This is a genomic window from Marinobacter salinus (assembly GCF_001854125.1).
Classification (GTDB): domain Bacteria; phylum Pseudomonadota; class Gammaproteobacteria; order Pseudomonadales; family Oleiphilaceae; genus Marinobacter; species Marinobacter salinus.
The window spans coordinates 3,479,038-3,505,314 of the sequence record NZ_CP017715.1 but is presented as its reverse complement, the minus strand read 5'-3'; the positions used below and the strand labels follow the sequence as shown (position 1 = coordinate 3,505,314).

26 protein-coding genes are annotated in these 26,277 nt (G+C 57.1%); 21 read left to right on the top strand and 5 right to left on the bottom strand.

Annotation, left to right across the window (positions count from 1 at the left end; translation table 11 throughout):
- Positions 1-5 precede the first annotated feature (5 nt).
- The 4 genes from BKP64_RS16215 (at position 6) to BKP64_RS16200 (ending at position 3,135) form a co-directional block, all read left to right on the top strand.
- Positions 6-497 (top strand): Fur family transcriptional regulator, encoded by a 492-nt coding sequence (locus tag BKP64_RS16215; protein WP_070972490.1) that lies wholly within the window; start codon positions 6-8, stop codon positions 495-497.
- Positions 490-1,260: a zinc ABC transporter ATP-binding protein ZnuC gene (znuC, locus tag BKP64_RS16210; protein ID WP_070972488.1), complete on the top strand. Its 771-nt coding sequence runs from the start codon at positions 490-492 to the stop codon at positions 1,258-1,260. The genes BKP64_RS16215 and znuC overlap by 8 nt, the downstream gene beginning before the upstream one ends.
- Positions 1,247-2,059, top strand: coding sequence for an iron chelate uptake ABC transporter family permease subunit (locus BKP64_RS16205; RefSeq protein ID WP_070972486.1), 813 nt, complete (start codon positions 1,247-1,249; stop codon positions 2,057-2,059). Before znuC ends, BKP64_RS16205 begins: the two co-directional genes overlap by 14 nt.
- An 89-nt stretch (positions 2,060-2,148) precedes the next feature.
- Positions 2,149-3,135, top strand: coding sequence for a PAS domain-containing protein (locus tag BKP64_RS16200; RefSeq protein WP_070972483.1), 987 nt, complete (start codon positions 2,149-2,151; stop codon positions 3,133-3,135).
- A 1-nt stretch (position 3,136) separates the two neighbouring features.
- Here the strand turns inward: BKP64_RS16200 and BKP64_RS16195 are convergent, their stop codons facing one another.
- A complete protein-coding gene (locus BKP64_RS16195) occupies positions 3,137-3,385 on the bottom strand; it encodes a CDGSH iron-sulfur domain-containing protein (protein WP_070972481.1) in 249 nt (82 codons plus the stop codon).
- Positions 3,386-3,455: 70 nt separating this feature from the next.
- Positions 3,456-4,538 (bottom strand): patatin-like phospholipase family protein, encoded by a 1,083-nt coding sequence (locus BKP64_RS16190; protein ID WP_070972478.1) that lies wholly within the window; start codon positions 4,536-4,538, stop codon positions 3,456-3,458.
- 182 nt (positions 4,539-4,720) lie between these two features.
- Between BKP64_RS16190 and BKP64_RS16185 the strand changes: the two genes are divergently transcribed.
- Positions 4,721-5,788: a GGDEF domain-containing protein gene (locus tag BKP64_RS16185; RefSeq protein ID WP_070972476.1), complete on the top strand. Its 1,068-nt coding sequence runs from the start codon at positions 4,721-4,723 to the stop codon at positions 5,786-5,788.
- A gap of 27 nt (positions 5,789-5,815) precedes the next feature.
- Here the strand turns inward: BKP64_RS16185 and BKP64_RS16180 are convergent, their stop codons facing one another.
- On the bottom strand, positions 5,816-6,733 hold the full coding sequence (locus BKP64_RS16180) for an alpha/beta fold hydrolase (protein ID WP_070972474.1): 918 nt from the start codon (positions 6,731-6,733) through the stop codon (positions 5,816-5,818).
- Positions 6,734-6,928: 195 nt separating this feature from the next.
- Between BKP64_RS16180 and folE the strand changes: the two genes are divergently transcribed.
- The 12 genes from folE (at position 6,929) to BKP64_RS16120 (ending at position 20,533) form a co-directional block, all read left to right on the top strand.
- Positions 6,929-7,498, top strand: coding sequence for a GTP cyclohydrolase I FolE (gene folE / locus BKP64_RS16175; protein ID WP_070972472.1), 570 nt, complete (start codon positions 6,929-6,931; stop codon positions 7,496-7,498).
- A gap of 25 nt (positions 7,499-7,523) precedes the next feature.
- Complete coding sequence (gene folX, locus BKP64_RS16170; protein ID WP_070972470.1) at positions 7,524-7,898, top strand: dihydroneopterin triphosphate 2'-epimerase; 375 nt, start codon at positions 7,524-7,526, stop codon at positions 7,896-7,898.
- Between the two features lie 23 nt (positions 7,899-7,921).
- Positions 7,922-8,359, top strand: coding sequence for a CoA-binding protein (locus BKP64_RS16165; protein ID WP_070972468.1), 438 nt, complete (start codon positions 7,922-7,924; stop codon positions 8,357-8,359).
- 104 nt (positions 8,360-8,463) lie between these two features.
- Positions 8,464-9,777 carry an HD-GYP domain-containing protein gene (locus tag BKP64_RS16160; RefSeq protein WP_083329244.1) on the top strand — a complete coding sequence of 438 codons (1,314 nt, stop codon included), beginning with the start codon at positions 8,464-8,466 and terminating at the stop codon, positions 9,775-9,777.
- A 34-nt stretch (positions 9,778-9,811) separates the two neighbouring features.
- A complete protein-coding gene (locus tag BKP64_RS16155) occupies positions 9,812-12,100 on the top strand; it encodes a putative bifunctional diguanylate cyclase/phosphodiesterase (protein WP_083329243.1) in 2,289 nt (762 codons plus the stop codon).
- Between the two features lie 51 nt (positions 12,101-12,151).
- A complete protein-coding gene (locus BKP64_RS16150; protein WP_070972463.1) occupies positions 12,152-12,466 on the top strand; it encodes a hypothetical protein in 315 nt (104 codons plus the stop codon).
- Between the two features lie 136 nt (positions 12,467-12,602).
- The gene (locus BKP64_RS16145; protein ID WP_070972461.1) at positions 12,603-13,034 is read left to right on the top strand and encodes a MerR family transcriptional regulator; all 432 of its coding nucleotides are present in this window, start codon (positions 12,603-12,605) and stop codon (positions 13,032-13,034) included.
- Between the two features lie 6 nt (positions 13,035-13,040).
- Positions 13,041-15,659: a heavy metal translocating P-type ATPase gene (locus tag BKP64_RS16140; protein WP_070972459.1), complete on the top strand. Its 2,619-nt coding sequence runs from the start codon at positions 13,041-13,043 to the stop codon at positions 15,657-15,659.
- Positions 15,660-15,800: 141 nt separating this feature from the next.
- Positions 15,801-16,250: a DUF411 domain-containing protein gene (locus BKP64_RS16135; protein ID WP_070972457.1), complete on the top strand. Its 450-nt coding sequence runs from the start codon at positions 15,801-15,803 to the stop codon at positions 16,248-16,250.
- 165 nt (positions 16,251-16,415) lie between these two features.
- Positions 16,416-18,137, top strand: a complete 1,722-nt coding sequence (locus BKP64_RS16130) for a sensor domain-containing diguanylate cyclase (protein ID WP_070972455.1) — start codon at positions 16,416-16,418, stop codon at positions 18,135-18,137.
- Positions 18,138-18,269: 132 nt separating this feature from the next.
- On the top strand, positions 18,270-20,258 hold the full coding sequence (locus BKP64_RS16125) for a ribonuclease R family protein (RefSeq protein WP_070972452.1): 1,989 nt from the start codon (positions 18,270-18,272) through the stop codon (positions 20,256-20,258).
- A gap of 62 nt (positions 20,259-20,320) precedes the next feature.
- The gene (locus BKP64_RS16120; protein WP_070972450.1) at positions 20,321-20,533 is read left to right on the top strand and encodes a hypothetical protein; all 213 of its coding nucleotides are present in this window, start codon (positions 20,321-20,323) and stop codon (positions 20,531-20,533) included.
- Between the two features lie 7 nt (positions 20,534-20,540).
- Here the strand turns inward: BKP64_RS16120 and BKP64_RS16115 are convergent, their stop codons facing one another.
- A complete protein-coding gene (locus BKP64_RS16115) occupies positions 20,541-21,431 on the bottom strand; it encodes an acyltransferase (protein WP_070972447.1) in 891 nt (296 codons plus the stop codon).
- A 195-nt stretch (positions 21,432-21,626) separates the two neighbouring features.
- Between BKP64_RS16115 and BKP64_RS16110 the strand changes: the two genes are divergently transcribed.
- Positions 21,627-22,778 (top strand): alpha/beta fold hydrolase, encoded by a 1,152-nt coding sequence (locus tag BKP64_RS16110; RefSeq protein WP_070972444.1) that lies wholly within the window; start codon positions 21,627-21,629, stop codon positions 22,776-22,778.
- A gap of 18 nt (positions 22,779-22,796) precedes the next feature.
- Here the strand turns inward: BKP64_RS16110 and BKP64_RS16105 are convergent, their stop codons facing one another.
- Positions 22,797-23,468 carry a haloacid dehalogenase type II gene (locus tag BKP64_RS16105; protein WP_070972441.1) on the bottom strand — a complete coding sequence of 224 codons (672 nt, stop codon included), beginning with the start codon at positions 23,466-23,468 and terminating at the stop codon, positions 22,797-22,799.
- Positions 23,469-23,597: 129 nt separating this feature from the next.
- Between BKP64_RS16105 and BKP64_RS19580 the strand changes: the two genes are divergently transcribed.
- The 3 genes from BKP64_RS19580 to BKP64_RS16090 all read left to right on the top strand — a co-directional run bounded on the left by BKP64_RS19580 (position 23,598) and on the right by BKP64_RS16090 (position 26,221).
- On the top strand, positions 23,598-23,873 hold the full coding sequence (locus BKP64_RS19580) for a hypothetical protein (RefSeq protein ID WP_227515438.1): 276 nt from the start codon (positions 23,598-23,600) through the stop codon (positions 23,871-23,873).
- On the top strand, positions 23,870-24,781 hold the full coding sequence (locus BKP64_RS16095) for a LysR family transcriptional regulator (protein ID WP_070972435.1): 912 nt from the start codon (positions 23,870-23,872) through the stop codon (positions 24,779-24,781). The genes BKP64_RS19580 and BKP64_RS16095 overlap by 4 nt, the downstream gene beginning before the upstream one ends.
- 219 nt (positions 24,782-25,000) lie before the next feature.
- The gene (locus BKP64_RS16090; protein ID WP_070972432.1) at positions 25,001-26,221 is read left to right on the top strand and encodes a Bcr/CflA family multidrug efflux MFS transporter; all 1,221 of its coding nucleotides are present in this window, start codon (positions 25,001-25,003) and stop codon (positions 26,219-26,221) included.
- Positions 26,222-26,277: the final 56 nt, after the last annotated feature.

The following is a 26,277-nucleotide window of genomic DNA, read 5'->3' as shown; positions in this document are numbered from 1 at the left end:
CGACCATGTCTGCCAGTGCACTGCCCTATCGCCCACACAATCATGATGCCTGCGTCACTCGGGCAATTGCTGACGCCAGGTCAATCTGCCAGCAACATAATGCAAGGCTGACCCCTACCCGCGAACGGGTATTGGAGCTGATCTGGCAATCACACAAGCCTCTGGGCGCCTATGACGTTCTGGCGGGGCTGGCCGAAGACGGGCACAACGCCGCACCACCCACGGTCTATCGGGCGCTCGACTTTCTCCAGCAACAGGGACTGGTTCATCGCATCGCATCCCTCAACGCCTTTATCGGATGCACTCACGCTGGCGAAACCCACACTGGCATGTTTCTCATCTGCCGAGCCTGCAGGAACGTTCTGGAACTGAAGGCGCCTGCTGTTTCCCGGGCTGTTCAGGCTGCCGCCGAGCGGGAGGCCTTCAAAATGGATGACGTTACCCTGGAAATCGCAGGTCTATGTCCTGGATGTCAGGCGGATTCTGATAATGAGTGAGTCGCTGGTCACCCTTGACAATCTGACCGTTGAGTTTGAGGGTCGCCCGGTGGTGGACAGGGTGAATCTGAACGTTCACCGGGGTGATATCATTACGATCATCGGTCCGAACGGTGCCGGCAAAACCACACTGATCAAAGCCATTCTGGGTATTCAGAAGCTGACCCGGGGAGCGGTCAGGCTGGCAAATAATCTGGTCATTGGTTATGTACCGCAGCACCTCACTCTGGAGCCAACCCTGCCACTGAGCGTCAAGCGTTTCATGTTGCTGAGTGGGCGCCCCCTGTCGGAATGTGAAAACGCGCTGGCCCGGACTGGCGTCAGCCACCTGCTCGATGCGTCAGTCCACCATCTTTCCGGGGGCGAAAGGCAGCGTTTGTTGCTGGCCCGGGCACTGGTCCGGCAACCGGACCTGCTGGTTCTCGATGAACCGGCCCAAGGTGTGGACATTAACGGTCAGGCTGCATTGTACGAGCTGATTCGACAGCTACGTGACGAACTCCACTGCGGCGTCATCATGATCTCCCATGACCTTCACCTTGTCATGGCGGCCACCGACAAAGTTATCTGCCTGAACCAGCATGTCTGTTGCAGTGGGTACCCGGCCGACATCTCCCATGATCCCGCCTTTATTGACACCTTTGGACACCAGGTGGCGGAATCACTGGCGGTCTACCATCACCATCACAATCATCGTCACGATCTTCATGGCAATGTCGTTGGCTCGGGCCACGAGGAGTGCTCCGGCCATGCCCATCATTAACGCTATCCTGGATGACTTCTTCTGGCGGGCGCTGATTGGCGGTTTGGGCGTAGCCCTGGTGGCCGGTCCTCTCGGCTGTTTTGTCGTATGGCGACGAATGGCGTACTTCGGCGACACCCTCGCCCACTCTGCCCTGCTCGGCATCGCTCTGAGCTTTGTGATCAGCATTCCGCTCAATCTCGGCGTGGTTATCACCTGCATTATCCTCGCCCTGGCACTGGTTTTATTTTCCCGTACCAAGGCGCTGGCGACTGACACCCTGCTCGGCATTCTCGCCCACAGTGCCCTTGCTATCGGTCTGGTGACACTGAGTTTCATGCCCGACGTACGAGTGGATCTGACTGGCCTGTTGTTCGGCGACCTTCTGGCCATGAGTCGGAAGGATCTGTTCTGGATTTACGGTGGAGCCGGGCTGGTTTTGATTCTGCTTGCCACTCTCTGGCGAGGTTTGCTGATGAGCACCATCCATGAAGAGCTCGCTCGCGTTGAAGGTGTCCCCGTGGAGCGGCTTCGACTGGTCCTCGTCCTGATGTTCTCAGTCGTGATTGCAGTTGCCATGAAAATCGTGGGCGTTCTCCTGATCACGGCACTGCTCATAATACCGGCGGCAACGGCACGGAGGCTGGCCCACAACCCGGAACACATGGTGGGGCTTGCCATGATCTTCGGCTTTGTGGCGGTAACCGGTGGTCTCAGCCTGTCCTGGTATCTGGATACGCCGGCGGGGCCCTCGGTCGTGGTAACGGCCTTTATGGCTTTCCTGGTGGTTTACGGCGGCGCCGGCAAGGTCCGTGGGTGAACACTTCCCCGAAACCGGGGACTGGTCTAAAGTGAAGGGAAACACGAGGTGGGTCCGGTCGCGGAACCACATCAGCCGGGATGTCGTGCATGGAAGGCTTAAAAGTCCCTTTTCCGTGGAAGCTGGTGCTCTGGCCCGGTCTCTGGGTGCCACTGGTCATTCTGGTGTGCGGCCTGTTAACAACGGGCATTGCAGCCAGCATTGAATCCAGCCGCGCCAGGGATCTGGCCGAAGCCCGCTACCATGCCCAGCATCAGGCGCTTGTCAATTTGCTCCTGGCCCATGCACCAGCCAGAATTTCTGGCACCACAGACACGTCGGTGTGGTTGCAGTCCCTGTTCGACGAAGTCCTGCCACCCGCCCTGGGACTGCGTATCGACACGCTTGATCGCCACACGAAAGTACCTTTGTTTCAGGCTCATACCAATGGCGCCATTGACCCAACTCGTTCCCTTCGCACCGAAGTAAGCCCCGGCGATGTCCGCTGGATGCTGACAACCGTGCCCTCGTCCTGGCTGCTCGAAGAGGCGGCTCAGAAAGCAGGCAGAACCATCTGGATAACCGGCCTGGCGCTTTGCACCACCGCAACCCTGCTTACCTTGCTCCTGTGCCGACGCCTTTACATGCAGTCATTGCAGATCATTGATCTCAGTCGGGGACAGGCAAGCGCAGAAGGGCAGGTAAACAATCTTCAGGTCGAAAAATCGGTCCTGCGCCAGGCACTGAACGACAGCGAACAGCGCAGCAGGGACCTGGTCGCCCTGTCTGGCGCCATGATTTGTGAGCTCGATGAATCCGGGCAGATAGGATTCATCTCGGCCCAGATCGCCGACCTGCTGAATCGGGCTCCTACCGACATGACAGGCCAAGCCTTCGAATCCCTGGTCGTCCCGTCTTCGAGGGAGAATTTCAGACGTACTCTGGAGGCGTCCAGAAAGGACCACAGCATTGAACGAATTGACCTGTCGCTGGTACACCAGAATACCGAAACCCTGGTGCCCGTCACGCTCCGTATCCGGTCCCTCAAGGATCCTGTTTACGGGTTTAACGGCTACCGTATCAGCGCACTACCGTAGCCTAAGCCAGGGATTTATGGGTGCCATCACAGATCGGGGGTGACCCGGCCTGCTTGCAACCGCAAAACCAGACCCACTCCTTTTTCTCGGCCGTGTACTTCACCGGGGTAAACTCAGTGCCTTTGTGAGAACCGTCGCAAAACGGCTGACTCTGACTTCTTCCGCAGGCACACCAGAAATAGTTCTTCCCGCCTTCTACCAGAACGGAATAAGGCGTCGTGCTCGCCACCCGGGCTTTCTCATCACTCATCCAACCTCCGAACTTTCTTTGTCCGCAATGATGTAAGCAGTATAGACAATTCTCAGCGGAGGCCTTGCCATCAGAGCGCACTGATGACACCCGGCAACTTTCCGGTATCCACCAGTTCCAGGAACTCATCACCCAAACGGTCGCTCTCGGCAATGGCCCTTCGCCAGGAAGCTTCCCGGCCTCGGTCATCGCCTACGTACTTCTCAAAATCCTTTCGGTCCGGCAGTTTGCGATCGGGTAAAGAGGCCAGGTAGTCAGCGGAGGGAGCAACCAGCAGGACGTCCTGCAAGCGGGCGGCATTGCCACGGCGCCAGGGAAGCGTTTTGTCGAACCATCCGGGAACGATCTTGTCAGTGAAGTGAGGATAGAGGATGACTCCAGATTGTTCGTACGGCAGGTCCAGGTGGTAATCCAGCAAACCTCCGTCACGGTATACCCCGTCGGGGGCACCCGGTATGTTGCGCACACCGGACATAACCATCGGGATCGAAGCCGACGCCAGCAGTGCTGGCAAAAGATTGTCTCGGGTCAGGGCAACTTCGTGACTGGGGAAATCGACGAGCTTAGACACCGGAGTCTTCAGACGGGCATCACAAATGATCCCACGTTCCATAAAGCGGCCAAGATGGCGCCGACTGACCATATTGGCACTGATCGCGTTCAGCAGCCCGAGACTGAGGCGGCCCCTGGTATCGGACTCCAACATGCCAAGGCTACGAACCACGACAATATTCAGCCGATACCAGGGGTGGTTGAGAATGGAGTCTTCCCGGCCCCCTAGCAGTTCTTCGAGGAACAATACGCTCTTGCGGCTCACTTCCGCAGGGCTGACACCCTTGGCAAAACGCTGGGCTGTGTATAGTTCCGCCAACCTCTCAAGCTGGGATCTCGGGTCATCCGAAGACGCCACCGCCGCAAAACGCCAGCTGCCGATGGAGGAGCCTATCAGGGAACGCTCCTGCTCTACCCGGGGCAACCAATCGCCGAAAACGGCCTTGTCCAGCCCGCTGATGCCCAACGCTTTCGGGCCACCTGCCGCGCCTGGGATAACGTGAACATCACCCGGCGTCAGCGGTTTTTCTTTCAGGCGCTGCAAGGCCCGGCGTCCTGCGCGGATAGTTAAAGCCGGTTCACGGGTGTGGATAGCGGTCATGGCAAATTCCCTGATTACAACGCGCGGAGTTTAGCGAAGAGGGCAGGCACCAGCCAACTGAACAAAACTAATGATGGTCATAAGCCTCGCTGTGTGCTTCATTAATGGACACGCCATGCTAGACTTCAAAGTAGCCTAAAGTCGGACCTGGGCGGATTTTCCTCAGACAGCGGGAGCTTGCTGTGAACGTTTTTGCCTCACCCAATTCACTGGCAACCAACCCGACTCTCGCAGTTCTGGGATTTAAAAAGCAACTGGTATACCACCTTCACTTCTGGGCTTTTATCGCTGTCGCACCGTTGGTCATGGTGCAATGGCGGCAGGATCATTTTCTGCTTTCCAGTATTCTGATCCTGTTTTGCCTGAATGCCCTGATGGTTATTGCCTTCCTCCGTTTTCGCAATGCCTATTTCTTCAAGGGCCGCCTGTTCCCTCTGCTGGCCGTGGTATCCGCAGCGTACTCAACCAGTATTAACGGCCATGCCGGACTGTATTGGGCTTATCCCGCAGCCACCGCCCTGTTTTTCCTGCTGCCACTTAGAGAAGCGATCGTCAGCAACACCATTTTCGTGACGGTTATGGCGGTGGTGTCGTTCATGAAATTTCCCGAAGCCGACTTCTGGCGTATCACCTTTTCTCTTGGCCTGACATGCCTGTTTGCCATGATTTTTGCCTGGCTCGTGGGCAAGCTCCAGCAGGAACTGACCCGACTGGCAACAACCGATCCTTTAACCGGTTGCCTGAACCGCTCCCAACTGGCCGACATTCTTAACAGCCAGATCCAGATGCGGGAGCGCTACGAGCGGGTATCCAGCCTGGTACTGCTGGATCTCGATTTTTTCAAGACCATCAACGATCAATGGGGCCACCTGGCCGGAGACAGAGTGCTCAGGGAAATGGCCTTGCGAATGCGCAAGCGACTGAGAGAAAGCGATCAACTGTTCCGCATCGGCGGAGAGGAATTCATGATCGTGCTACCGGAAACTCGCCAGAAGGATGCGGACAGCCTCGCCCAACAGTTATTAACCAGCATCAGTTCCCGACCGTTTCTGGAAGACATAAAAATAACGGCAAGCGCCAGTGTCGCAGAGGTGTGCCAGGGAGAAACCTGGTCGGTCTGGCTCAACCGGGCGGACCAGGCCCTTTACGAAGCGAAGTCCCGGGGCAGAAATCAGGTTGTCAACGCCGTCCGTCCTTCACCCGAGCATCTGGAAGAGTCTGATGAGTTGCCAAACCAGGTACCGGATTAACCTACCGCACTGAACAAAGAATCCGGATTACTGCGCCCGCTTTCTGAAATCCCGATAAGCGCTGAATACATCCCAGGGACACTCGAAATGGGGATAGTGCCCCACGTTCCTGAGGCTCACCACATCCGCTTCCGAGATCAGCTCCCGATAACGTCTTGCCATGGCAGCCCCGGACACAGGATCCGAAGTTCCGGAAATCAGGCGCATTGGCTGACGGGCATTTTGCAGAGCACCTACCCAGCGATTTCGGTGGCACCGACGCTCTTCCATGAACTGAATCAGATGATGAAGGATGCCGCGTCCATTGTTGTAGGTCAGCAACTGCCAGAAGTCCTCCAGATCCTGATGATCTGGCGGGTTCTGGCTGCCGAACAGGCGGCGGAAGTTCCGCTCGAAGGTGCGGCGGGTCAAGCCACGACTGATCAGCCCCCCCAGCCGGCTATTCAAGAGCTTCTGAATCAGCAATGGGTTGTGGACTTCAGGAAACAGGGCTCCATTGAGAAAGCAGACACTGGCAATGCCAAACTGCAGCACTCCCTCCTGCTCTCGGGCCATTAGCTCCTGAGTCACACTGCACCCGTAGTCATGGGCCATCAAATGGACCGACGCCAGGCCAAGTCCCTCGATCCAGCCCTGGAGCAGGTCTGCCTGATCCTCAATGCTGTACGGGTAGGCCACGGGCTTGTCCGAGAAACCGAATCCAAGCATGTCGATCGTCAGGACATTGTGTTGCTGAGCCAGCATCGGCCATACCCGGCTCCAATCCCAACTGGCCGTTGGAAAGCCATGAATCAGAACCAGTGGTTCACCGTGACCGGCCATGCGACTGAAGATCGCATGCCCCCCGTAACTGAACCACTTGCCTCCATGCTGCCATCCCTCAAGGCTACTCGCCTCGCGCCCTTTATTGGCGTCGGTTCGGGCGTTGGCTATCACCTGTTCCATGCATTATCCCCGGTGACTTTCAGAGCCTCAAACTGTAAAACAATCCGGGATCATCTGCCATAGCCCTGCAGCAGAGCAGGCACGGCATCAAAGCCAAAGTGGTCTTTTCCTGACAGGTCAGCGTAAAGCGTAGAGATCATGGGCGAATTGCCTTAAGCTTTCGCCCATGTACGACACAGCTGACCGGAATTGACTATGACCAAACTCCTTGACGACCTCGCGGGCCACTACACCGCCATTATCAACGGACTCGGTGAAGACACCAGCCGCGAAGGTCTGCAAGACACTCCAATGCGTGCCGCCAAGGCGATGCAGTTCCTTACCCAGGGCTACCAGCAAAGTCTGGGCGACCTGGTGAATAACGCCGTCTTCGAATCTGCCATGGATGAAATGGTGGTTGTCCAGGACATTGAACTGTATAGCATGTGTGAACACCACATGTTGCCGTTTATCGGCAAGTGCCACATTGCCTACCTGCCTCAGGGCAAGGTTCTCGGACTGTCCAAGTTCGCCCGCATCGTCGATATGTATGCACGCCGCCTTCAGATTCAGGAGAATCTGACCCGCCAGATTGCCGAGGCCGTCGAAAGCGTCACTAATGCCAAGGGTGTGGCCGTGGTTATCGAAGCCCAGCACATGTGCATGATGATGCGGGGCGTGGAAAAACAGAACTCGCGAATGAAAACGTCGATGATGCTTGGGCAGTTCCGGAAATCCCAGGCAACTCGCACCGAGTTCCTCAACCTCATTGGCAACAACCGCTGATCCAACCCTGGATAACGGAGACGCTATGACAGACGTAATCGGAAACCATCAGGCCCGAGTCCGCATCAAGGATCTTCTGCTGCGAGCCTATATCGGCATAAAAGACGAAGAGATCAACAATCAGCAGGACGTGTTGATCAACGTCTGTTTGACCTACGATGCCGCCGATGCCATCAATGAGAATGAGATTTCCGCGGCGCTCAACTACCGCACAATCACCAAGCAGATCATCCATCATGTGGATGGTAACCGGTTTGCCCTGCTGGAACGGCTTACACACGAAGTACTGAGTATCGTCATGGAACACCAGGCGGTACGGTGGGCCCAGGTGGAAATCGACAAGCCTCACGCGTTACGCTATGCCGAGTCCGTGTCTGTATGTCTTGAGGCACATCGTTAAACCCATTCAGGCTTATCCCGACCATGCCGAGTAACTCTCCGGAACAGATGCGCGCCCTCCTGGAGCGCGTTCGCACAATCGCGCTTGTGGGCGCCAGTGAAAAGACCAACCGTCCGTCCCATGAAGTCATGGAGTTTCTACAGGAGCAGGGTTACCGGGTGATTCCGGTCAACCCCCGGATTGCCGGCAAAACGCTGCTGGGGGAAACCGTCTATGCCGACCTCGCTTCGCTGCCTGAGCCGGTGGACATGGTGGATCTGTTCCTGGCTCCTGAGCGCACTGACGCCCTCATTGATGAAGCTATCGAGCTAAGCATTCCCGCTCTCTGGCTTCAGATTGGCGTGATTAATGAAGACGGCGCCGCCCGAGCTGAAGCGGCTGGGCTGACCGTGGTCATGGACCGATGCCCCAAGCAGGAAATACCCCGCCTCGGCGTTTCAAGGCTGCCTGGCCGGGCCTGAATTTGCTCCGAAGTGAGAGGTTCGTCACACTTCCCCCCGCTCGCTATGACACGGCCGCCGGGTCTGCCATAATCCGCTGAAATAATCAAAAGACTGGTTGAGCCATGTGGTTCCGACGTAAATCCAGCAATTCAGCAGCACCGGCGAAGTCTGCCTCCAAAAGCCCTAGCGTTAAAGCGCCAAGCCAGACAACCACGTTGCAGCGGGTGAGACTGCCGGTCGACTTGCTCGAACCCGGTCTGAAAATCGTGAAGCTGGATCGCCCCTGGACGGAAGTGCCTGTCCTTTTCCAGGGGTTCACCCTCACCGATGACTCCCAGGCGCAAATTCTTCGCCAATATTGCGAGTGGGTCTTGGTGGAAGATACTGAAGAGCGCCTGAACCCGATTCTGGATTGCATTTCCGCACTTAAAAAACGGACGACAGAACCACAGGCAGAGGCCCGGTCTCTGGCAGAGGAAATACCCCGGGCCCATCAGGCCTGGAATCGGACCCAACAATTCGTCCAGCAGATTACTGCAGAAATCAACGGGGGTAATTATCCCGATCTTCAGGCCGCCCGCCCGATAATCTGCGAGTGCGTTGAAAGCATAAAAAACAACGCCAGTGCCATGTTCTGGATGAGCCGCATCAAGAGCAGGGATGCCTACACTGCCGAACACTGTCTTCGTGTCGCCGTTTTTTCAGTGGCTTTTGCCCGCTTTCTCGGAGTGCCGGATGAAGACCTGGAAACCGTCGGCATGTGCGGACTGCTTCATGACCTGGGCAAACTGAAAGTATCAGATGCGATCCTGAACAAACCTGGCGCACTGACTCCCGATGAGTTCCGGGCGATGAGGGAGCACACCACTCTGGGTTACGAACTGTTGCGTGCCGACAGGACTCTGGACCCGATCATCAGTGACGTAACCCGACACCATCACGAACGCATAGATGGACAGGGCTACCCCCAGCAACTGACAGAGTGGCAAATCAGCCGGTTTGCCCGCCTGATTTCCATCGTGGATGCGTTCGATGCCATTACCAGTGATCGTTGTTACCGGGACGGCCTCTCTACTCCGGAGGCAATCAGTATCCTGTTCCGCAATCGCGGGCAACAGTTTGATGCCAGCATGGTGGAGGCCTTCATCCGGATGATTGGCGTTTATCCGCCTGGCAGCCTGGTCGAACTTAACACCGGCGAAGTCGCCATTGTGGTCGCCACCCATCCGGGACGAAAGTTGAAACCCCGTGTTGAAGTGTTGCTGGATGCCAACAAGAACCCTGTCAGACCCCGCATCGTCGATTTGGCCAGCACGGTAACAGAGGATCAGAGTCTGCCGGAGATCATTTCGCCCTTGCCAGACGGCGCGTATGGTGTTTCCCTCAGGGGGCGCCTTCACGAACTGATGGCAACCTCAAGCGAAAATGCCTCATAATCGCCACCGGCCTGCCGACAATCCGGTAACCTTCATGCCAGCTGCGGAGCATACTGTGGAAAAACCGGCACCACCTATCAATATTATAGTGAAAGGCCTGCTCAGTCCGGCGTTTCCGGTGGTGATCTTTCTGGTTTTTCTCGGTCTCGCTGCTGGTCTTCGGGAAGGCCTTATCCGGCAAGACAACAGTCAAATCAACACCAATCTCGCCAACGAAACCCGTGCGCTCGCGAACACCCTGGAACGGGAGTTCACTATTCTTGCCGGAGCAATCCGGCGCATGGCCGACCGCATGCACACCAACCCGGAAACCTCTGAGCAGAACTGGCGCCGCGACGCCCGGAATCATCTCCAGGATTTTGGTGTTTATCAGGCAATTGAGTGGATTGACAGGGATTTCATTATTCGCTGGCTGGAACCCTACTCCGGGAACGAGGATGTTATCGGTTTTAACGTGGCCTTTTCCGATCAGCGTCGCGAAGCCCTGGAAATCGCCCAACGCTCGGGAGAGCTCGACATCTCGGGTGTGATCGATTTACGGCAGGGGGGCAAGGGGCTTGTCATCTATGCGCCGGTTGGCGCAGCCGCAGACAATCGTGGGTTTATTGCCGGTGTGTTCCGGATGGAAACCCTGGCCCGGCAGTTACTGACGAACCGGGTTCTGGAATCCTTCAAAATTGAGATCCGACGGAATGGTGTAATGAGCTATGAGCTCAACGACTCCATGACCACCAGTCCCTTATTCTCTCAAACCGAGCAGGTTGAGCAGCCCATTCTGAATTGGTCGATTACCGTGAAACCAAGCGTGGAGTGGGTCGACGAACGGCGCAGCTATTGGCCGGCAGTGACCTTTTCCTCACTGCTTTTGATGGGTCTGCTGACCAGCCTGACAACCTTGCTCGTCCAGCTTATTCTGAAACGCAATCAGGCCCTGCTGAAAACCCGTAAGGAGCTGGACAGGGAAATTTATCAGCGCAAGAGCATGCAGCAGGATCTGGCAAGGCTGGAGTCCACCGACACCCTGACCGGCCTGGCCAACCGTCGATTCTTCATGGAGGACCTAGCTCACACACTGAACATTGCCGATCGCCAGATGCGACAGGTTGCCCTGATCATGCTGGATCTTGACCGGTTCCAGATGCTTAACGATTCCCTTGGCCACCAGTTCGGTGATGAATTGCTGATAAAAATATCCGAGCGGCTGAACCAACTGAGCAATGAACGAATTCTGGTGGCTTATTCCGGCGGCGATGAATTTATGATCTGCCAACAGCAAGTGGATGACATCGACGATGTTATTCACCTGCTCGGCCAGATCAAGCAATGCTTCGAGCAACCCTTCGATGTTCAGAACGAAGGACACAGTGTCACGGCTACAATGGGCGTCGCGGTATATCCACAAAGTGGCCTGGATGCAGATACTTTGATGCGCAATGCCGACATAGCCCTGTATCGGGCAAAGGAGCAGGGCCGCAACACCTACCAGTTCTACACCGAGGGCATGCAGGACCGGGAGGTCCTGCGGCTGGAGCTCGACAAGGATCTGAGCCAGGCACTCACTAACAACGAATTTGTCCTCTATTACCAGCCACAGTTGGACCTTGACAGCTCCGAGATACACAGTGTTGAGGCGTTGATTCGCTGGCACCACCCGCGCCGGGGCCTGCTGCCGCCGATCGAGTTTATTCCGCTGGCCGAGGAAAGCGGACGGATTACCGAGATTGGCCGCTGGGTCGTGATGGCCGCATGTCGCCAACTGGCGGCCTGGAAGGGCACTCCCTATGAACATCTGAAAATCGCGGTGAACCTGTCTGGCCGGGAGCTGGATGATGAAAAGCTGGTGGATAATATCCGAGAAGCCCTGGATGCCGAGAATGTGTCCGCCGATCGCCTCGAAGTCGAACTGACCGAGGAAATTTTCATCCAGAACATCGAGCACAACCTGAACCAGCTTTCGCGCCTGCGTCAGCTGGGGGTGCACCTCGCCATAGATGATTTCGGAGTTGGCTATTCCTCGCTGGGTTACCTGCGGGATTTCCCGGTAGATTTGCTGAAGATTGACCGTTCGTTCATCACTGATGTGGCAGAACGACACGACGACGCCGTTATCACCCGCGCTGTAATAAATCTGGCCCACAATCTGGGCATCCAGGTGGTAGCTGAAGGCGTGGAAACCGAAGCGCAGCTGACCTTCCTGAAAAATCATCGATGCAACCTGGTTCAGGGATACCTGATCAGCCGGCCGATTCCGGCCGAAGAACTGGAAAAGGTATTAGCCGAGGGCATACTGGTGCCGGGTGCGGTAATGGATAGCGGATTGTAATAGCGATCAGCCACCCCCACCATTAGGGTTACATTGTTTGGGTGACTTTCTATGGCTGCAAAATACCTGACTCCGGAACAGGACAGCGAGATCCGCCGCTGGGAACGCTGGAACCGCAACTACTTCATGTTTGCCTTCTTGGCACTGACCATCATCCTGGTGTTCAGCAGCCAGCTGGGGCTGTCCAGTGGCGAAAGCTGGGAGTCTCTGGGCATTCTGATTGCCCTGCTGATTGTTCCAATCATCGTTCTCCAGCTGAAACTGAAGTGTCCGGCCTGTGGCCATAAGATTGGCTGGCAGGCGAAGCTGATGGCGCCAGACCAGTGCAAGAGTTGCGGTGCCTTTCTGCGCGCCAAAAGTAAGTAACTCTCCCTTCCAAAAAAGCTTTGACCTGTGAGTAGCTCACAGGTTTTAGTCTATTCTCAATAAGTTCATGTGGGGTGCATGCCGTGTCCGCTTGGGGGTAGCGGCCACTTCGCCAACTCAGGCAGGGGATTCACGAATGAAAGTCAAAGAAATAGCAGAAGCGGCGGCGGTAAACCCCGACACTGTCCGTTTCTACACCCGGGAAGGATTGCTGAACCCGACCCGTAATCCGGACAACAATTATCAACAATTCGATACCGACGACCTCCGCCGTCTGCGTTTTGCGCGAAAAGCCAGGCAATTAGGTTTCTCGCTGCCTGAGATCCGGGCCATTCTGGACCAGGCGGACGATCACCATTCGCCCTGCCCGATGGTTCGTAAGGTGTTTGAACAGCGATTGCTGGAGGTTGAGCGGGAGATCACAGAGCTTCAGCAGCTGCGTGAACGAATGGAAACGGCGCTCAGCGCCTGGCGCGATATGCCTGATGGGACCCCGGATGGACATACCATCTGTCGATTGATTGAACACTGGGACGACAGCATCCCGGCAAAGCAGGCTCAGGAGTAAATCATCATGAGCGATATACCCGTGCTTCAGACGACTCTCAGCATCTCTGGCGCCTCATGCCAGGGCTGCGCTAAGAAGATCCGCAATGCCCTGGAACCTCTGACCGGCGATACCGAACTGGTAGAGGTCAACCTTGAGGATCAGACGGTGGCATTGCCCGAAGGCACTGACGCTGATGAAGCTGCGCGCATTGTGACCGAGACCGGCTATCCCGCCGAACCGGTGCACAGATCGGCAGAATCCGGCGCCAGTTGTTGCAGCTCGAAGCAGGCCAATGACCAGAATAAACCGGAGACCGGACACAAAGGGCACCAGAAATCCGACGAGGCACAGACCACGCCAGCAACATCCGGCGATGACCAGATTCATTTGTCGGTGACCGGCGCGACCTGTGCGTCTTGCGTCAATACCATTGAGAAGGCGCTGAAATCGGTTCCGGGCGTTACCCATGCCCATATGAACCTGGCGGACAACACAGCCACTGCCGCCGGGCAGGCCGACCCCCACGCGCTGGTAAAGGCTGTTGAAAGCTCGGGCTATGGCGCCAGCGTGATAGAGGATCCGGACCAGGCGGATGACCGCAAGCAGGCACAGGACCGGAAACAGTACCGCACGCTATTGATAAAGATGGCGGTGAGTCTGTCCCTTGGCCTGGGCCTGATGGTCTGGGGCATGGGCTTCAGCACGATGATGGTGACCGGCGCAAACCAGGGCATCTGGCTTGGGCTGGGAATGCTCACATTGATTGTCATGGCCGCAACAGGCGGGCATTTTTATACCGGCGCCTGGAAAGCCTTCAAGCACCATAACGCCAACATGGATACGCTGATTGCATTGGGTACCGGCACCGCCTGGATTTATTCCATGGTTGTCGCAAGCGTGCCCGGAGCCTTACCGGAAATGGCGCGGCACGTTTATTTTGAGGCCTCCGCCATGATTATCGGCCTGATCAATCTCGGTCAGGCTTTGGAGCTTCGCGCCAAAGGCAAGACCTCGGAAGCGGTACGCCGGCTGCTGGACCTTCGGGCCAAAACCGCCCGGGTGCTTCGCGATGGAGAGGAGCGGGATATTCCCGTGGAAGACGTCCAGAGAGGCGACCGCATAAGAGTACGTCCCGGTGAAAAACTTCCGGTGGACGGCTTGATTACCGAGGGCCACACCCGAATCGATGAAAGCATGCTGACGGGTGAGCCAATGCCCGTCAGTAAGGGTGAAGGGGACGAGGTTTCTGCCGGTACCCTGAATACCCACGGCTCCGTCATCTATGAAGCCACCCGGGTGGGTAGCGAGACAGCTCTGGCCCAGATCATCAGGCTGGTTAAAAAGGCCCAGGGCTCGAAACCGGCTATCGGTCGCCTGGCGGACAAGATTTCATCGGTTTTCGTACCAACCGTCATGTTGATTGCCGTGGTGGCCGCCCTCATCTGGTATAACGTCGGGCCGGAACCTGCCGTCGTTCACATGATGGTGGCAGCAACCACGGTGCTAATCATCGCCTGTCCCTGTGCTCTGGGTCTGGCCACGCCCATGTCGGTCATGGTTGGCGTGGGCAAGGCCGCTGAATACGGTGCGCTGATTCGCCAGGGTGATGCCCTGCAGACCGCGGGCAAGCTGGACCTGGTTATTCTTGACAAGACCGGCACCATTACCGAAGGCCACCCCGCCGTCACCCGGGTTCATGCCGTAAACGGTGATGAAAACAGACTGCTGAGCCTGGCCGCCGGTCTCGAACAGCATTCAGAACACCCGCTGGCCGAAGCCATTCTCAGCAAGGCTAAAGCCGACGATGTACAAGCTGACCGGGTCGATGGCTTCGAGGCACTGAATGGTAAAGGGGTCAAAGGCAATTTCGAAGGCCAGCCTGTGCGCCTTGGCAATCGTCGCTGGCTTGAAACCCAGGGGCTGGACCTCACACCCCTGAAGGGCGCAGCCCGGGAAATTACAGAAGAAGCGGGCACGCCATTGTTTCTGGCCCACGGGGAGCAGGTGCTTGGTGTGATCGGCGTGGCTGATGCTATCAAGCCCGATTCCAAAGCCGCCATTGCACGGCTTCACGACGCGGGCCTCAAGGTCATGATGGTTACCGGCGATGTCGATGCCACTGCCAAAGCCATCGCCACCAAAGCAGGCATTGATGACTACCGGGCGGAGGTCCTGCCGGAAGACAAAGCTGACGTCGTCAGCCAGATGCGTGGTTTGGGTTATACCGTCGCCATGGTCGGTGACGGCATCAACGATGCTCCGGCTCTGGCGGCCGCGGATGTGGGCTTCGCCATTGGAACCGGCACCGATGTAGCCATCGAAAGTGCTGCCATTACCCTGATGCGCGGTTCCCTGCATGGCGTGCCTGACGCCATCGAAATTTCCCGGGCCACGGTGAAAAACATCCACCAGAACCTGTTTGGCGCCTTCATCTATAACAGCCTGGGCATCCCGGTCGCCGCCGGTCTGTTGTACCCGGCATGGGGCATCCTGATGAGCCCTATCCTGGCTGGCGCGGCCATGTCGATGTCGTCGGTTACCGTGGTATCCAACGCCAACCGGTTACGGCTGTTTAGAACCAGTCAAAATCCCCGGAAAGACTCATCATTTACCGAGCAAAATCCAAGACAGGAGCGGAACTGATGGATACCCTATTGGTCAATGCTGGAGGCGTGCTACTTATGGCGGCTATTGTCTGGTGGTTCTGGCTGTCGCCATCAACCGGCGAGCCTCAGGAAAACGATCACAGTCATCACTAGTCTTTCTCTCACTGAGGACACTCTCATGAAAAAACAGGCTCTCGGGTTCGCACTGACCGCCGTCATCAGCTTCAGTACGCCTTTGATGGCTGCAGGCGCGGCGCAGAACATCCATGTCTACAAGTCACCTACCTGTGGCTGCTGCAAGGACTGGGTCAGACACCTGGAAGACAACGGCTTTGACGTGGACGTCACAGAAACCAATAACCTCAACCCGGTAAAAATCGACGCCGGTCTCACCCCGGCTTTGGCAAGCTGCCATACCGCATTCATTGGTGACTACGTGATCGAAGGCCACGTTCCCGCCAGCGATATCCGCCGTCTCATCGCTGAAGCTCCACAGGCCAAAGGTCTGAGCGTTCCCGGCATGCCGGTCGGCTCTCCGGGCATGGAAATGGGCGGTCGCAAGGACCACTACCAGGTGCTGCTGTTCAACGACAAGGGGCAGACGCGGGTGTTCTCCGAACACAACTGATACGGCGCCGGCATCAAGCCCTGATCCGGGCGATCTGGTCCGGGGCTATGCTGGCAAACAGCCTCTCCAACAAACAACTATTCTGTCTGTTTTTTCTACACTCTGCTCATTCAGTGTTCTATCATTGCCTCCGACCATTCTGTTCACCGATGAGGGACCCTTTTTTTGAGCCTGAAAACTCGTATTCTCGGCCTGGCAGCCTGCCTGATCACCGTTGCAGCCATCGCATCCTGGCTCGCCTACCGGGAGTTGTCCGAAGACATTATCGAGCGATGGGGACAGCAAGTTGCGGAAATACAGGTTCGCTATGACAGCGCCCGGCTCTTGCAGTCCCTTGAGCGTGAAATCGGTCTCGCGAAGCAGATGGCCCAGTCATCGGCACTGGTCAACTGGGCCCAAGCTCCGGCAGTTGACGGGCTTAAGACCGAAGCCATACGCCAGATGGAAAGTTTCCGTTCCAATTTTCGAGACAACAGTTACTTCGTTGCCTTGCGTAAAAATGGGCATTATTACTACAACAACGCCGCTAATGAATTCGCCGGGGATCAGTTCCGGTACGTACTGGACCAGGACAAGCCGGATGACGCCTGGTTTTTTCAGCTGATCGAAGAAGGCCGGGATTTTCACCTGAACGTGAACCCTGATGTTGAGCTCGGAGTCACCAAACTCTGGATCGATGTGCTGATGCGGGATGCGGAAAACCAGGTGGTCGGTATGGTCGGCACCGGACTCAACCTCGACGACTTCCTCCAGGATATTGTCGATATCGGTCAGGAAGGCATTACCACTCTGTTCGTGGATTACAACGGTGCGATTCAGCTGTACCGCGACCGTAACTACATAGACTTCGCCAGCATCATCAAGCCCGAAGGCCAGAAGAACACGGTTGATCTGCTGTTTGACGACCCCGAAGACAAACAACAGATTCTCGGCATGCTGCAACTCCTTAAAAAGAAGGGAGATCAGGCAGGCGAAGTTGAAAGTGGCTTTGTCACCGTCGACGGGCGCAAGCACCTGGCCGGTGTCGCCTTCCTGCCTGCCATCGGCTGGTTCGAAATCACACTGCTGGACCTCAATACCCTGCTGCCCACCAGTTACCTCTGGCCACTTGTCGGTGTTTTCCTGGTAAGCCTGCTCGTGACGCTGGCACTGTTCCACCTGATTATCCAGTCCAAGATCCTTAAACCCATCATGACTCTGGAGCATGCGGTAGAGAAAGTCCGGGACGGTAGCTTTGAGCTGCCCAGAATGGACAAACCCGATAATGAAATTGGCCGGCTGGCAGACCACTTTGAAAAAATGAGCCAGGGGCTTCGGCACTCTACCCGGGACCTTGAAAACAAGGTGGCCCAACGCACGGACGAACTGAACCGTCTTGCCCGTATTGACCCGCTCACGGGGCTGAAAAACCGGCGGGGACTCGATGAAGTCCTGGATGAGGAAATTCAGCGGGCGAAACGACAGGGCACCGGGTTCGGCATTATCTGGCTCGATATCGATCACTTCAAAACCATCAATGACCAGCTCGGGCATCAGGCGGGCGACGAGATTCTCTGCCGCGTGGCACTCTGGCTGAAGGCCGGCGTTCGTCCTTACGACCACCCGGGGCGCTGGGGCGGCGACGAGTTTGTGGTTCTGCTGTCGCCGTGTGACCAACAGACACTTGAGCAAATCGCCGGGCGCATACGCCAGCTGGTGGAACAGGAAAGCCGAAAAACCGGGCATGTCGTGACAGTCAGTGTGGGTGGCTACCTGTGCAGCCCCGAGGACAATAGCAATACCATCCTTCGACAAGCTGACAGAGCGCTGTACCAGGCCAAGAACCAGGGGCGCAATCGAGTGTGCATTGCCAAATATGAAGATGGGCCGGTAACGGCCGGGGGATAACCCGGCCGTTACCGGCTAGAGATCTGACCCGCACCTTTAAAAGTCCTTAATACCTGCTTCCTCCATCTGACGCATGGGGCCATAACCGTTATACTCCGCCCCATCATTCATTTTTACCAGCCAGGTTACTTCATGCTTAATGCCGACGCTCTCAGCCAATTGCGCCAGCTGAAATCCGACATCGAGGAAAACAAGGTGGTCTTTCCCGGCACCGTTAAAGCCACCAACGGTCGTTTCGGGTTTGTCGCCCTGGATGAAGGGCGGGACGTTTTTCTGCCCCCCGAAGAGATGCAAAAGGTTCTGCCCGGCGATCGCGTAAACGTAACCGAGCAGGAAGTAGAAAAGGGCAAAACCCAGGGTGTGGTAGACGAACTGCTGGCAACCCGGCTGACCACCTTTGTCGGCCGTTACCTGGTCAAGGGCAAAGGGCATTTCGTGGTGCCGGAGACTCCGGGCATTAACCGCTGGATTTTCATTCCACCAAAAGAGCGGATGAACGCCCAGCCGGACGATTACATCTATTGCGAGATCTCCAAGCATCCGATAAAGGACGGTAAGGGACAGGCCCGCGTCCTGCGGGTGATCGGCAAGGCCGGGGAGCCTGGTATTGAGCGGTCGCTGACACTGGCCACATACGATCTGGCGGATACCTGGCCGGATGCCGTTCAGCAACAGGCTGACCAGCTGAGTGAGCAGGATATTGGAGCCGGGAGAGCCGATCGACAGGACCGGACTGACCAGCCCTACGTGACCATAGACAGCCCAGGCACTCAGGACATGGATGACGCTCTGCAGGCGGAGCCCAATGCCACCGGCTGGACCCTGTCAATCGCCATCGCTGACCCAACCTCGCTGATAGGGTCTGACAGCCCGGTCGAGCAGGAAGCGTTCAATCGCGCCACGGCCATCTACTTTCCGGGCGAACCACTGCCGATGCTGCCAGACAGCATCAGCACCCGTCTCTGCTCCCTGATGCCGGAAGTCAACCGCTTGGCACTGGTGTGTGACCTGCAAGTCAACAACGATGGCAGTCTTGGCGATTACAGCTTTCATGAGGCCGTCATCCGCTCCCAGCGCAAGCTCAGCTATGAGCTGGTTGCCAACCTGATTGAGGGGCGCGAAGACGACGAGATCAAGGCACTGCCGGATGCAGTAGCCAACAGCCTGGATCAGTTGCACCAGGTTGCCACTGCGTTGCGCAAATGGCGGAGCGAGCATGCCCTGCTCAGCGGTGACCGACCCGAGTTCCGGTTGCGGCTGGACGAGAACAAGCGCATCCGCCTGATCGAGCCCTCAGTGCAGAATGAAGCCCACCGACTCGTTGAGGAATGCATGGTGGCCGCTAACCGCTGTGCGGCCGATTTTCTGACTCGTCAGGCCTCCGGGCTGTTTATCCGGCATCCCGGTCTCCGGGACGACCGTATCGACAACATTCGTGCGTTGCTGGAGAGTCATGCCCCCCACCTATCCGAGGTAGATGCCAACAGCGCGGACGGCTTCCGCCAACTCATGAAGCATACCGATCAGCTGGAAGCAGAAGTACCGGTAAAAGCCATCATTTCAAGGCAGCTGGCCCGGGCCGAGCTGGCCTTCCAGGCCGCTCCACACCAGGGCATGGGACTTGACGCCTATACGACGTTCACCTCACCGCTGCGGAAGTTCTCGGACTTCTACGTACATCGGCTGATCAAGGCCGCCCTGTGGGATATTCCCATGAAGGCACTGACAGAGGACCAGCTGGAAAGCCTTCAGAGTGCCCAGATCCGGGCCCGCCAGGCCGCGAACAGCCTTGAGGCGTGGCTGAAGAGCGACTTTGCCAGAACTCTGGGGGAGGAGCCCATGACCGGCGTTATCAGCCGCACAGTCCCGGCCGGGTTCTTCGTCCGGCTCGACACCAATGGACTGGAAGGGTTTGTCAGCTGCAAGGACCTGGACGGAAAGTACAGCTTCGATCCGGTCACCCTGCGCCTGATTCACAACAAGAACGGCCGCATCTTCCAGCTGGAACAGCCGGTGAAAGTCATCTTTGCAGGTGTGGACGAAGAACGCCGACAGATCAATTTCAAACTGGTGGAAAACAAAGAGGCTCAGTCTGCCAGCAAGGATTCAACAGACAATTGAAAAACCGGCCGGGCAGGCGCATCGTAAAACAAAGGACAATTCCTGTTTGATGGAGGTGCGTCATGCCCATCACGCCCGATGAGTTTCTGAAAAAATACGGTTTCGACAACGAAGAAGAGGGCCGGGATCACAGCCTGCGCCACAACGCCATGGAGCATGCGAAACACCTGCGCCGGCCCCACGCCGGCACACCTCACGACTGGGAAGAATGGGAGCGCTACAAGCGTGAACACCCGGATGAGGTGGAAAACGATGACGACAAAGGCGAACGCTGAGTCGTTTTTAACCCAACATCTTTTCCAGCCGTTCGTCCTTGGCCCGCCATTGCTCCGCCAGCCAATCCTTCACGTTTCTGCGATGCTCCGCGTCCTTTGAGTAGTCCCGGCCTTTAAGGTGTTCCGGGATATCAACGGTATGAATCTCCATCTTGATTTCCTTTACCCGCCCGCAGATGAAATCCCAGAACGTCGGCGCTCCGCCCGGATAGGCGATGGTGACATCGACCAGTGTCTGGATAGAGTCACCCATAGCGTCCAGCACAAACGCCACGCCACCGGCCTTGGGTATGAGCAGGTGCTTGTAGGGCGACTTCTGCTTATCATGCTTGGCCTGGGTAAAGCGGGTGCCTTCCACAAAATTCATGACGCTGACCGGTGTGTACCGAAACTTCTCGCAGGCGATACGGGTGGCCTTGAGGTCCTCGCCACGCTTTTCCGGATGCTTGATCAGATACTCGCGGGTGTAGCGTTTCATGAACGGGAAATCCAGCCCCCACCAGGCCAGACCAATCACCGGTACCCAGATCAGCTGCTGCTTCAGGAAAAACTTCAAAAACGGTGCCCGATGATTGAACACCCGCTGCATGGCCAGAATATCCACCCAGCTCTGATGGTTGCTAAGCACCAGGTACCAACTCTCCCGCTTGAGGTTTTCCGCGCCCTTCACCTCCCACTTCGTTCCGTGGGTCAGCTTCATCCAGCCGACATTACAGGCCACCCAGGCTTCAGCAATGGCAATGATCGCCTTGGTACAGAGCACCCGGAAGCCCTGAATCGGGACAATGAGCTTCAGCAGTGCCGGGATATACAACAGAATGCACCAGAACAAAGTATTGATGCCCAGCAGAAGGGAATTAAGTACGCCAGTAACGGGAGCGGGAAGAAAACTAAGCATGGGATTCCAGTTGTGGTTGTTGTGTCCAAATGGTGGGTAATGATAACAATCGCAGCAAGACTTGGGCAGTAGCCGAAAGTGACCTCTTTGCCAATGGAGTTGGACGGATATGCCATAGCCTGGCCAGGGCGCTTGCCGTATTGTTGATGATGTTTTTCTGCGATACGCCCGGGTCACGTTTCCATGGACATGCCAATGCCAGACTTCGTCAAAGCCGCCATTACCAAAGCCTCGGGATTAAAACGTCAGACGGCGCACTACGCCAGCAACGCCTTTGATCGCGTATTCCGCACGGCCAGCCTGGTTCAGGCCGGCCAGACACCCTTTGAGACACTTTTCAGCGATGGGCTGGTTAGTCTTCGTTACTATCCGCCGCTGGACGAAGATTTTATCGAGCTGGACGACATGGTACTGACGGTTGAGCGCCAGACTCACAGAACCCCGGTCGTCATCATCCCGCCGCTGGCCGTAAACATGCTCATCTATGACCTGTTTCCCCAGCGTAGCCTGGTTCGTTTCCTGCGCGCTAAAGGCTTCGAGGTCTACCTGATCGATTGGGGAGTGCCTACTCGAGCACACAGCCACTACAACCTGCACACCTACGTGGCCGAGCTTTTGCCGTCTTACCTGAACAGGGTACGGGAACACAGCGGCGAACAGGAACTTACCCTGCACGGCTGGAGCCTCGGCGGCATGTTCACCCTGTTTTACTCCGCCCTGAGCCAGGATCAGCATGTCCGCAACGCCATCGTGCTCGGCTCGCCGATCGACAGCCACGCCTCCGGCATCCTCGGACTGCTGAACCAGCGCATGGCCGACGTTGCCGAGTTCGTGCGCACACGCACCGGTTTTCGGATTCACAACGTCAAGCCACACTGGTTCCACACGCCCGGCTGGGCCAACACCATCGGCTTCAAGCTGACAAACCCCGTCGCCAGCGCCATGGGCTACTGGGAACTTGTGGTCCGTCTGGGCGACCGCGAATTCGTCACCAGCCATGCCACCACCTCGGCGTTCCTTGACCGGATGGTCGCCTATCCCGGCGGTATAATTCAGGACACCGTCGTGCGCGTCTGGATCGACAATCAGCTATCCAGGGGCGAGATCCAGATTGGCGAAGACATCGCCCGCCTGGAAAACGTAAACGCCAACCTACTGGCGATCGCCGGCAGCGAGGACACACTGGTCACGCCGGACGCCGCCAATCGGGTGATGGATCACGTCAGCTCTGAAGACAAAACCTTTCGGGTCGTACCTGGTGGTCATATGGGCATTCTGGCAGGCAGCAAAGCGCCAAAGGAAAGCTGGCTGGAATTGGCTGAGTGGCTGGCAGAGCGATCTGATTAAACAACCAGGCCACCTCGGTCAAAGGCGATTCAGGGTTTCCGGCAGCTCCGAAAGCGAACCGATCACAGCCGAAGGCTCAATCCCCCAGTCCTCAAACACCTTCTCCGAATCCCGCTTGACCCATACTGCCAGCAACCCCGCAGCCCGAGCCCCGATCACGTCCCAGGCATTACTGGACACCAGACATAACGGCTCGTCCCAAGCACCGGTGGCCCGACGGGCATAGGTATAGACGGCCGGATCCGGCTTGAAACTCTTAATGTCATCCACCGACACCAACCCGTCAAACTGCTCAAGCAAACCATTGTGTCCGAGCACCTTCTCCAGCGCTGGATAACTGCCATTGGAAAACGCAAACAACGGATACTGCCCTTTCAGGGTTTTCAACGCCGGTAACGAGTCATCGAATGCAGGCAGGGACAGATAGGCCGCCATCAACTCGTCCTCACGCTGCTCAGATAATGGCAGCTTGCGAGTCGCCATAGCAAAGCGCAGCGCCTGGCGGGTACAAACCCCGAAATCCTCATAGACTCTCATCAGCCCCTTTCGAAAGGAGAACTCCAGCTGCTTTTCCCGCCACAGCGCTGCCACCGCTTCAGCATCATCACCGGCATCCTGTTTCAGCAACTCTGACATACCCATGGGATCTACCAGAGTGCCATAGACATCAAACGCGACCCGCATCTTCATGACCACACTTCCCCTTCATCCAGTTGTGCCCGATTGACCGTACAACGTACTGTAACGACTTGAACAATCACTCAACCCTAACAGATAAAAGAGCCCCATGCCCCAAACCCCAGAGCCCTCCAGCAGGCAATGGCGCACCCCGACCACCGGCAGTGCTGTTGCACTGATGCTCATGGCCATCACCACGGCATGCACTTCACCGTTCTGTCACGGGAGGTAGACCACGCCTTCATCGGCGGCTTCTCCCTCGGAGGCGCTCTGGCAACGGAATATGCCCTGTCTGACCAGAAACCCAGACCCGAAGGCCTCATTGCCCTTGCCCCGGCATGGCAACCTTTATTCATGGCCAGACCGCACCGTAGCCATTCCGACAAAGGCATCTCTGAGGTAGACTGCCATTCATGAACCCCGTTGATGCATTTAACCTCGATATCCGTGCCCTGGTCACCTTTATTGCCGTACTGGACGAAGGCAGTGTTTCCCGCGCTGCAGTCAAACTCGGTGTCAGCCAATCCGCAGTCAGCCACACCCTGGACCGCCTGAGACAGGCGTTGGGCGATCCGCTGTTCGTAAAATCCGGGCGCGGCATCACCCCGACCCGATACGCCCTGCAGGCTGGACCCCACATCCGTCAGATCCTGGATGACCTGCACTCGCTGTCATCGGGGCCACCATTCTCACCGCAAACCGCAGAGTTCACATTCACCATCGCCGCCAACGATTACCAGCGTGACCTCCTGCTGCCAGCTCTGGTGACCATCCTGCGCCGGGAAGCGCCCGGCATACGGCTGCAGGTGATTCCGTCAGGCATTCCCAGTGCTGACTTGCTGCGCAAGGATGTCTGCGATCTGATTATCTCACCCCATGCTCCGGAAGCGACGGACATCATGCAGCGGGGCCTGATGGCGGATCGTATGGTGGTATTCTATGACCCGGACCAACGGGAAGCGCCGCAGGATCTGCCGGAGTATCTGAAGGCCGACCACATTGCCCTGCTGTTTGCCACCGGCGAGAAACCAAGCCTCGAGATATCCCTCACTGCCCAGGGCCTGACCCGGCGCACGGTGGTCACCGTCTCCAACTTTTCCGGGCTGCCCGAATTCCTCCGCGGTACCGACATGCTGGCCACCGCCCCTGAGCTGATGAGCAAACACTTACTCCGGGATTTCGCCTGGACGCCCCTGCCCTTCGATTTCAAGCCCTTCACTCTGCTGATGCTGTGGCACCGCCGCAACCAGAACGACCCCGCCCATCGCTGGTTACGGAATCAGGTGAATAGCGTCGCAGCCACCATGAACAGCCTGAACCCGTAATCAATCGATATTGTTCATATATCGTATGAAGCCTGCGGCCGTTATCTTTCAGGCCACACACCACTAGACTCCCTGCTCACAGTACTTCGGCGAGGCGAGGCAGGGCTTTCCGAAACCCGCTCAAGCACATCCCTGTGACGCTTGAGCTCCGCCATCCATGGCTCCGCACAGTTTCGGAAAGCCCTGCCTCACCCCGCCTGTTCTAACTTCAGGATCAGCATGCTTACGTTAACCAGTATCTGGACAACCGTTCTGCTAGCAGCCGCCGTGGCCCTTGGCCCGCTTGCGACCGACATGTATCTGCCGGCACTGCCGCAGATCGGCAGTGATTTTGGTACCGGTACCGATCAGGTCCAGCTGACACTGAGTCTGTACATGGCCGGTTTCGCCATCGCCCAGCTTATCTGTGGACCGCTGGCGGATCGCTTCGGTCGCAAACCGATCATGATCGGCGGTTTCGTGCTGTTCGCCCTCGCCAGCATCGGCTGCGCATTGGCAACGAATATCGAAACACTGATCCTGTGCCGATTCCTGCAAGCGTTGGGCGGTTCCGCCGGCCCGGTGCTTGGCCGCGCCGCCATCCGTGACATCTACACACCGCGCGAAGCCGCAAAAATACTCGCCATCCTGGCCAGCATCATGGCCCTTGCGCCAGCTATTGCGCCAACCATCGGCGGTTTCCTGGTCACCGGCCTCGGCTGGTCGTCCATCTTCCTGGCACTCGGTGGCTACGCTCTGGTCATGGCAGTGGTTGTGGCGTTCGGTATTCCAGAGCCCATGCGCCCGGAAAACCGCCAGACGCTGAAACTCTGCAGCCTGCTGCGGAACTATCGGAAGATCGGTACCGATGTCAGCTTTCTGGGCTATACCCTGACCAATGCACTGACTTTCTCAGGTCTGTTCGCATTTCTGTCCGGTTCCTCGTTCGTACTGATCGACTTTCTTGGCGTTGCTCCCGAACACTTTGGACTCTACTTTGCCTTGATGGTGGCAGGCTTTGTCACCGGCAACCTGTTCGCCGTTCGCCTGGGTAGTATGCTTGTTCCTGATCAGATTCTGGTGCGGGGATTGGTCATAGCGGTGGCCGGTGGCAGCCTGATGGCGGGACTGGCGTTGAGCGAAGTTTACAACGTCTGGGCCGTTATCCTGCCCCAGGCTCTGTTCATGGTCGGTACCGGCATGGTGCTGCCCCAAACCATGGCAGGCGCCATGGCCAACTTCCCACGCATGGCCGGCTCCGCTTCCGCACTGTTCGGCTTCGTTCAGATGGCCCTTGCCGCCGGTGCCGGCATGCTTGTGGGCCATCTCCACGACGGCACTTCGCTCGTCATGGCGGTGGTCATCGCCACCTGTGCCTGCGCGGCACTGGCCAGTTACCTGCTACTGGTGCAACGCCATCCCGCGGCAGGCTTCGAACCCCAGGGAGTTTCCGCCCAGTAAGCGGAAACAGGGTATTTGTCGGGTGCAAGATAGTCCAAACTGGACTACAAAGAGTA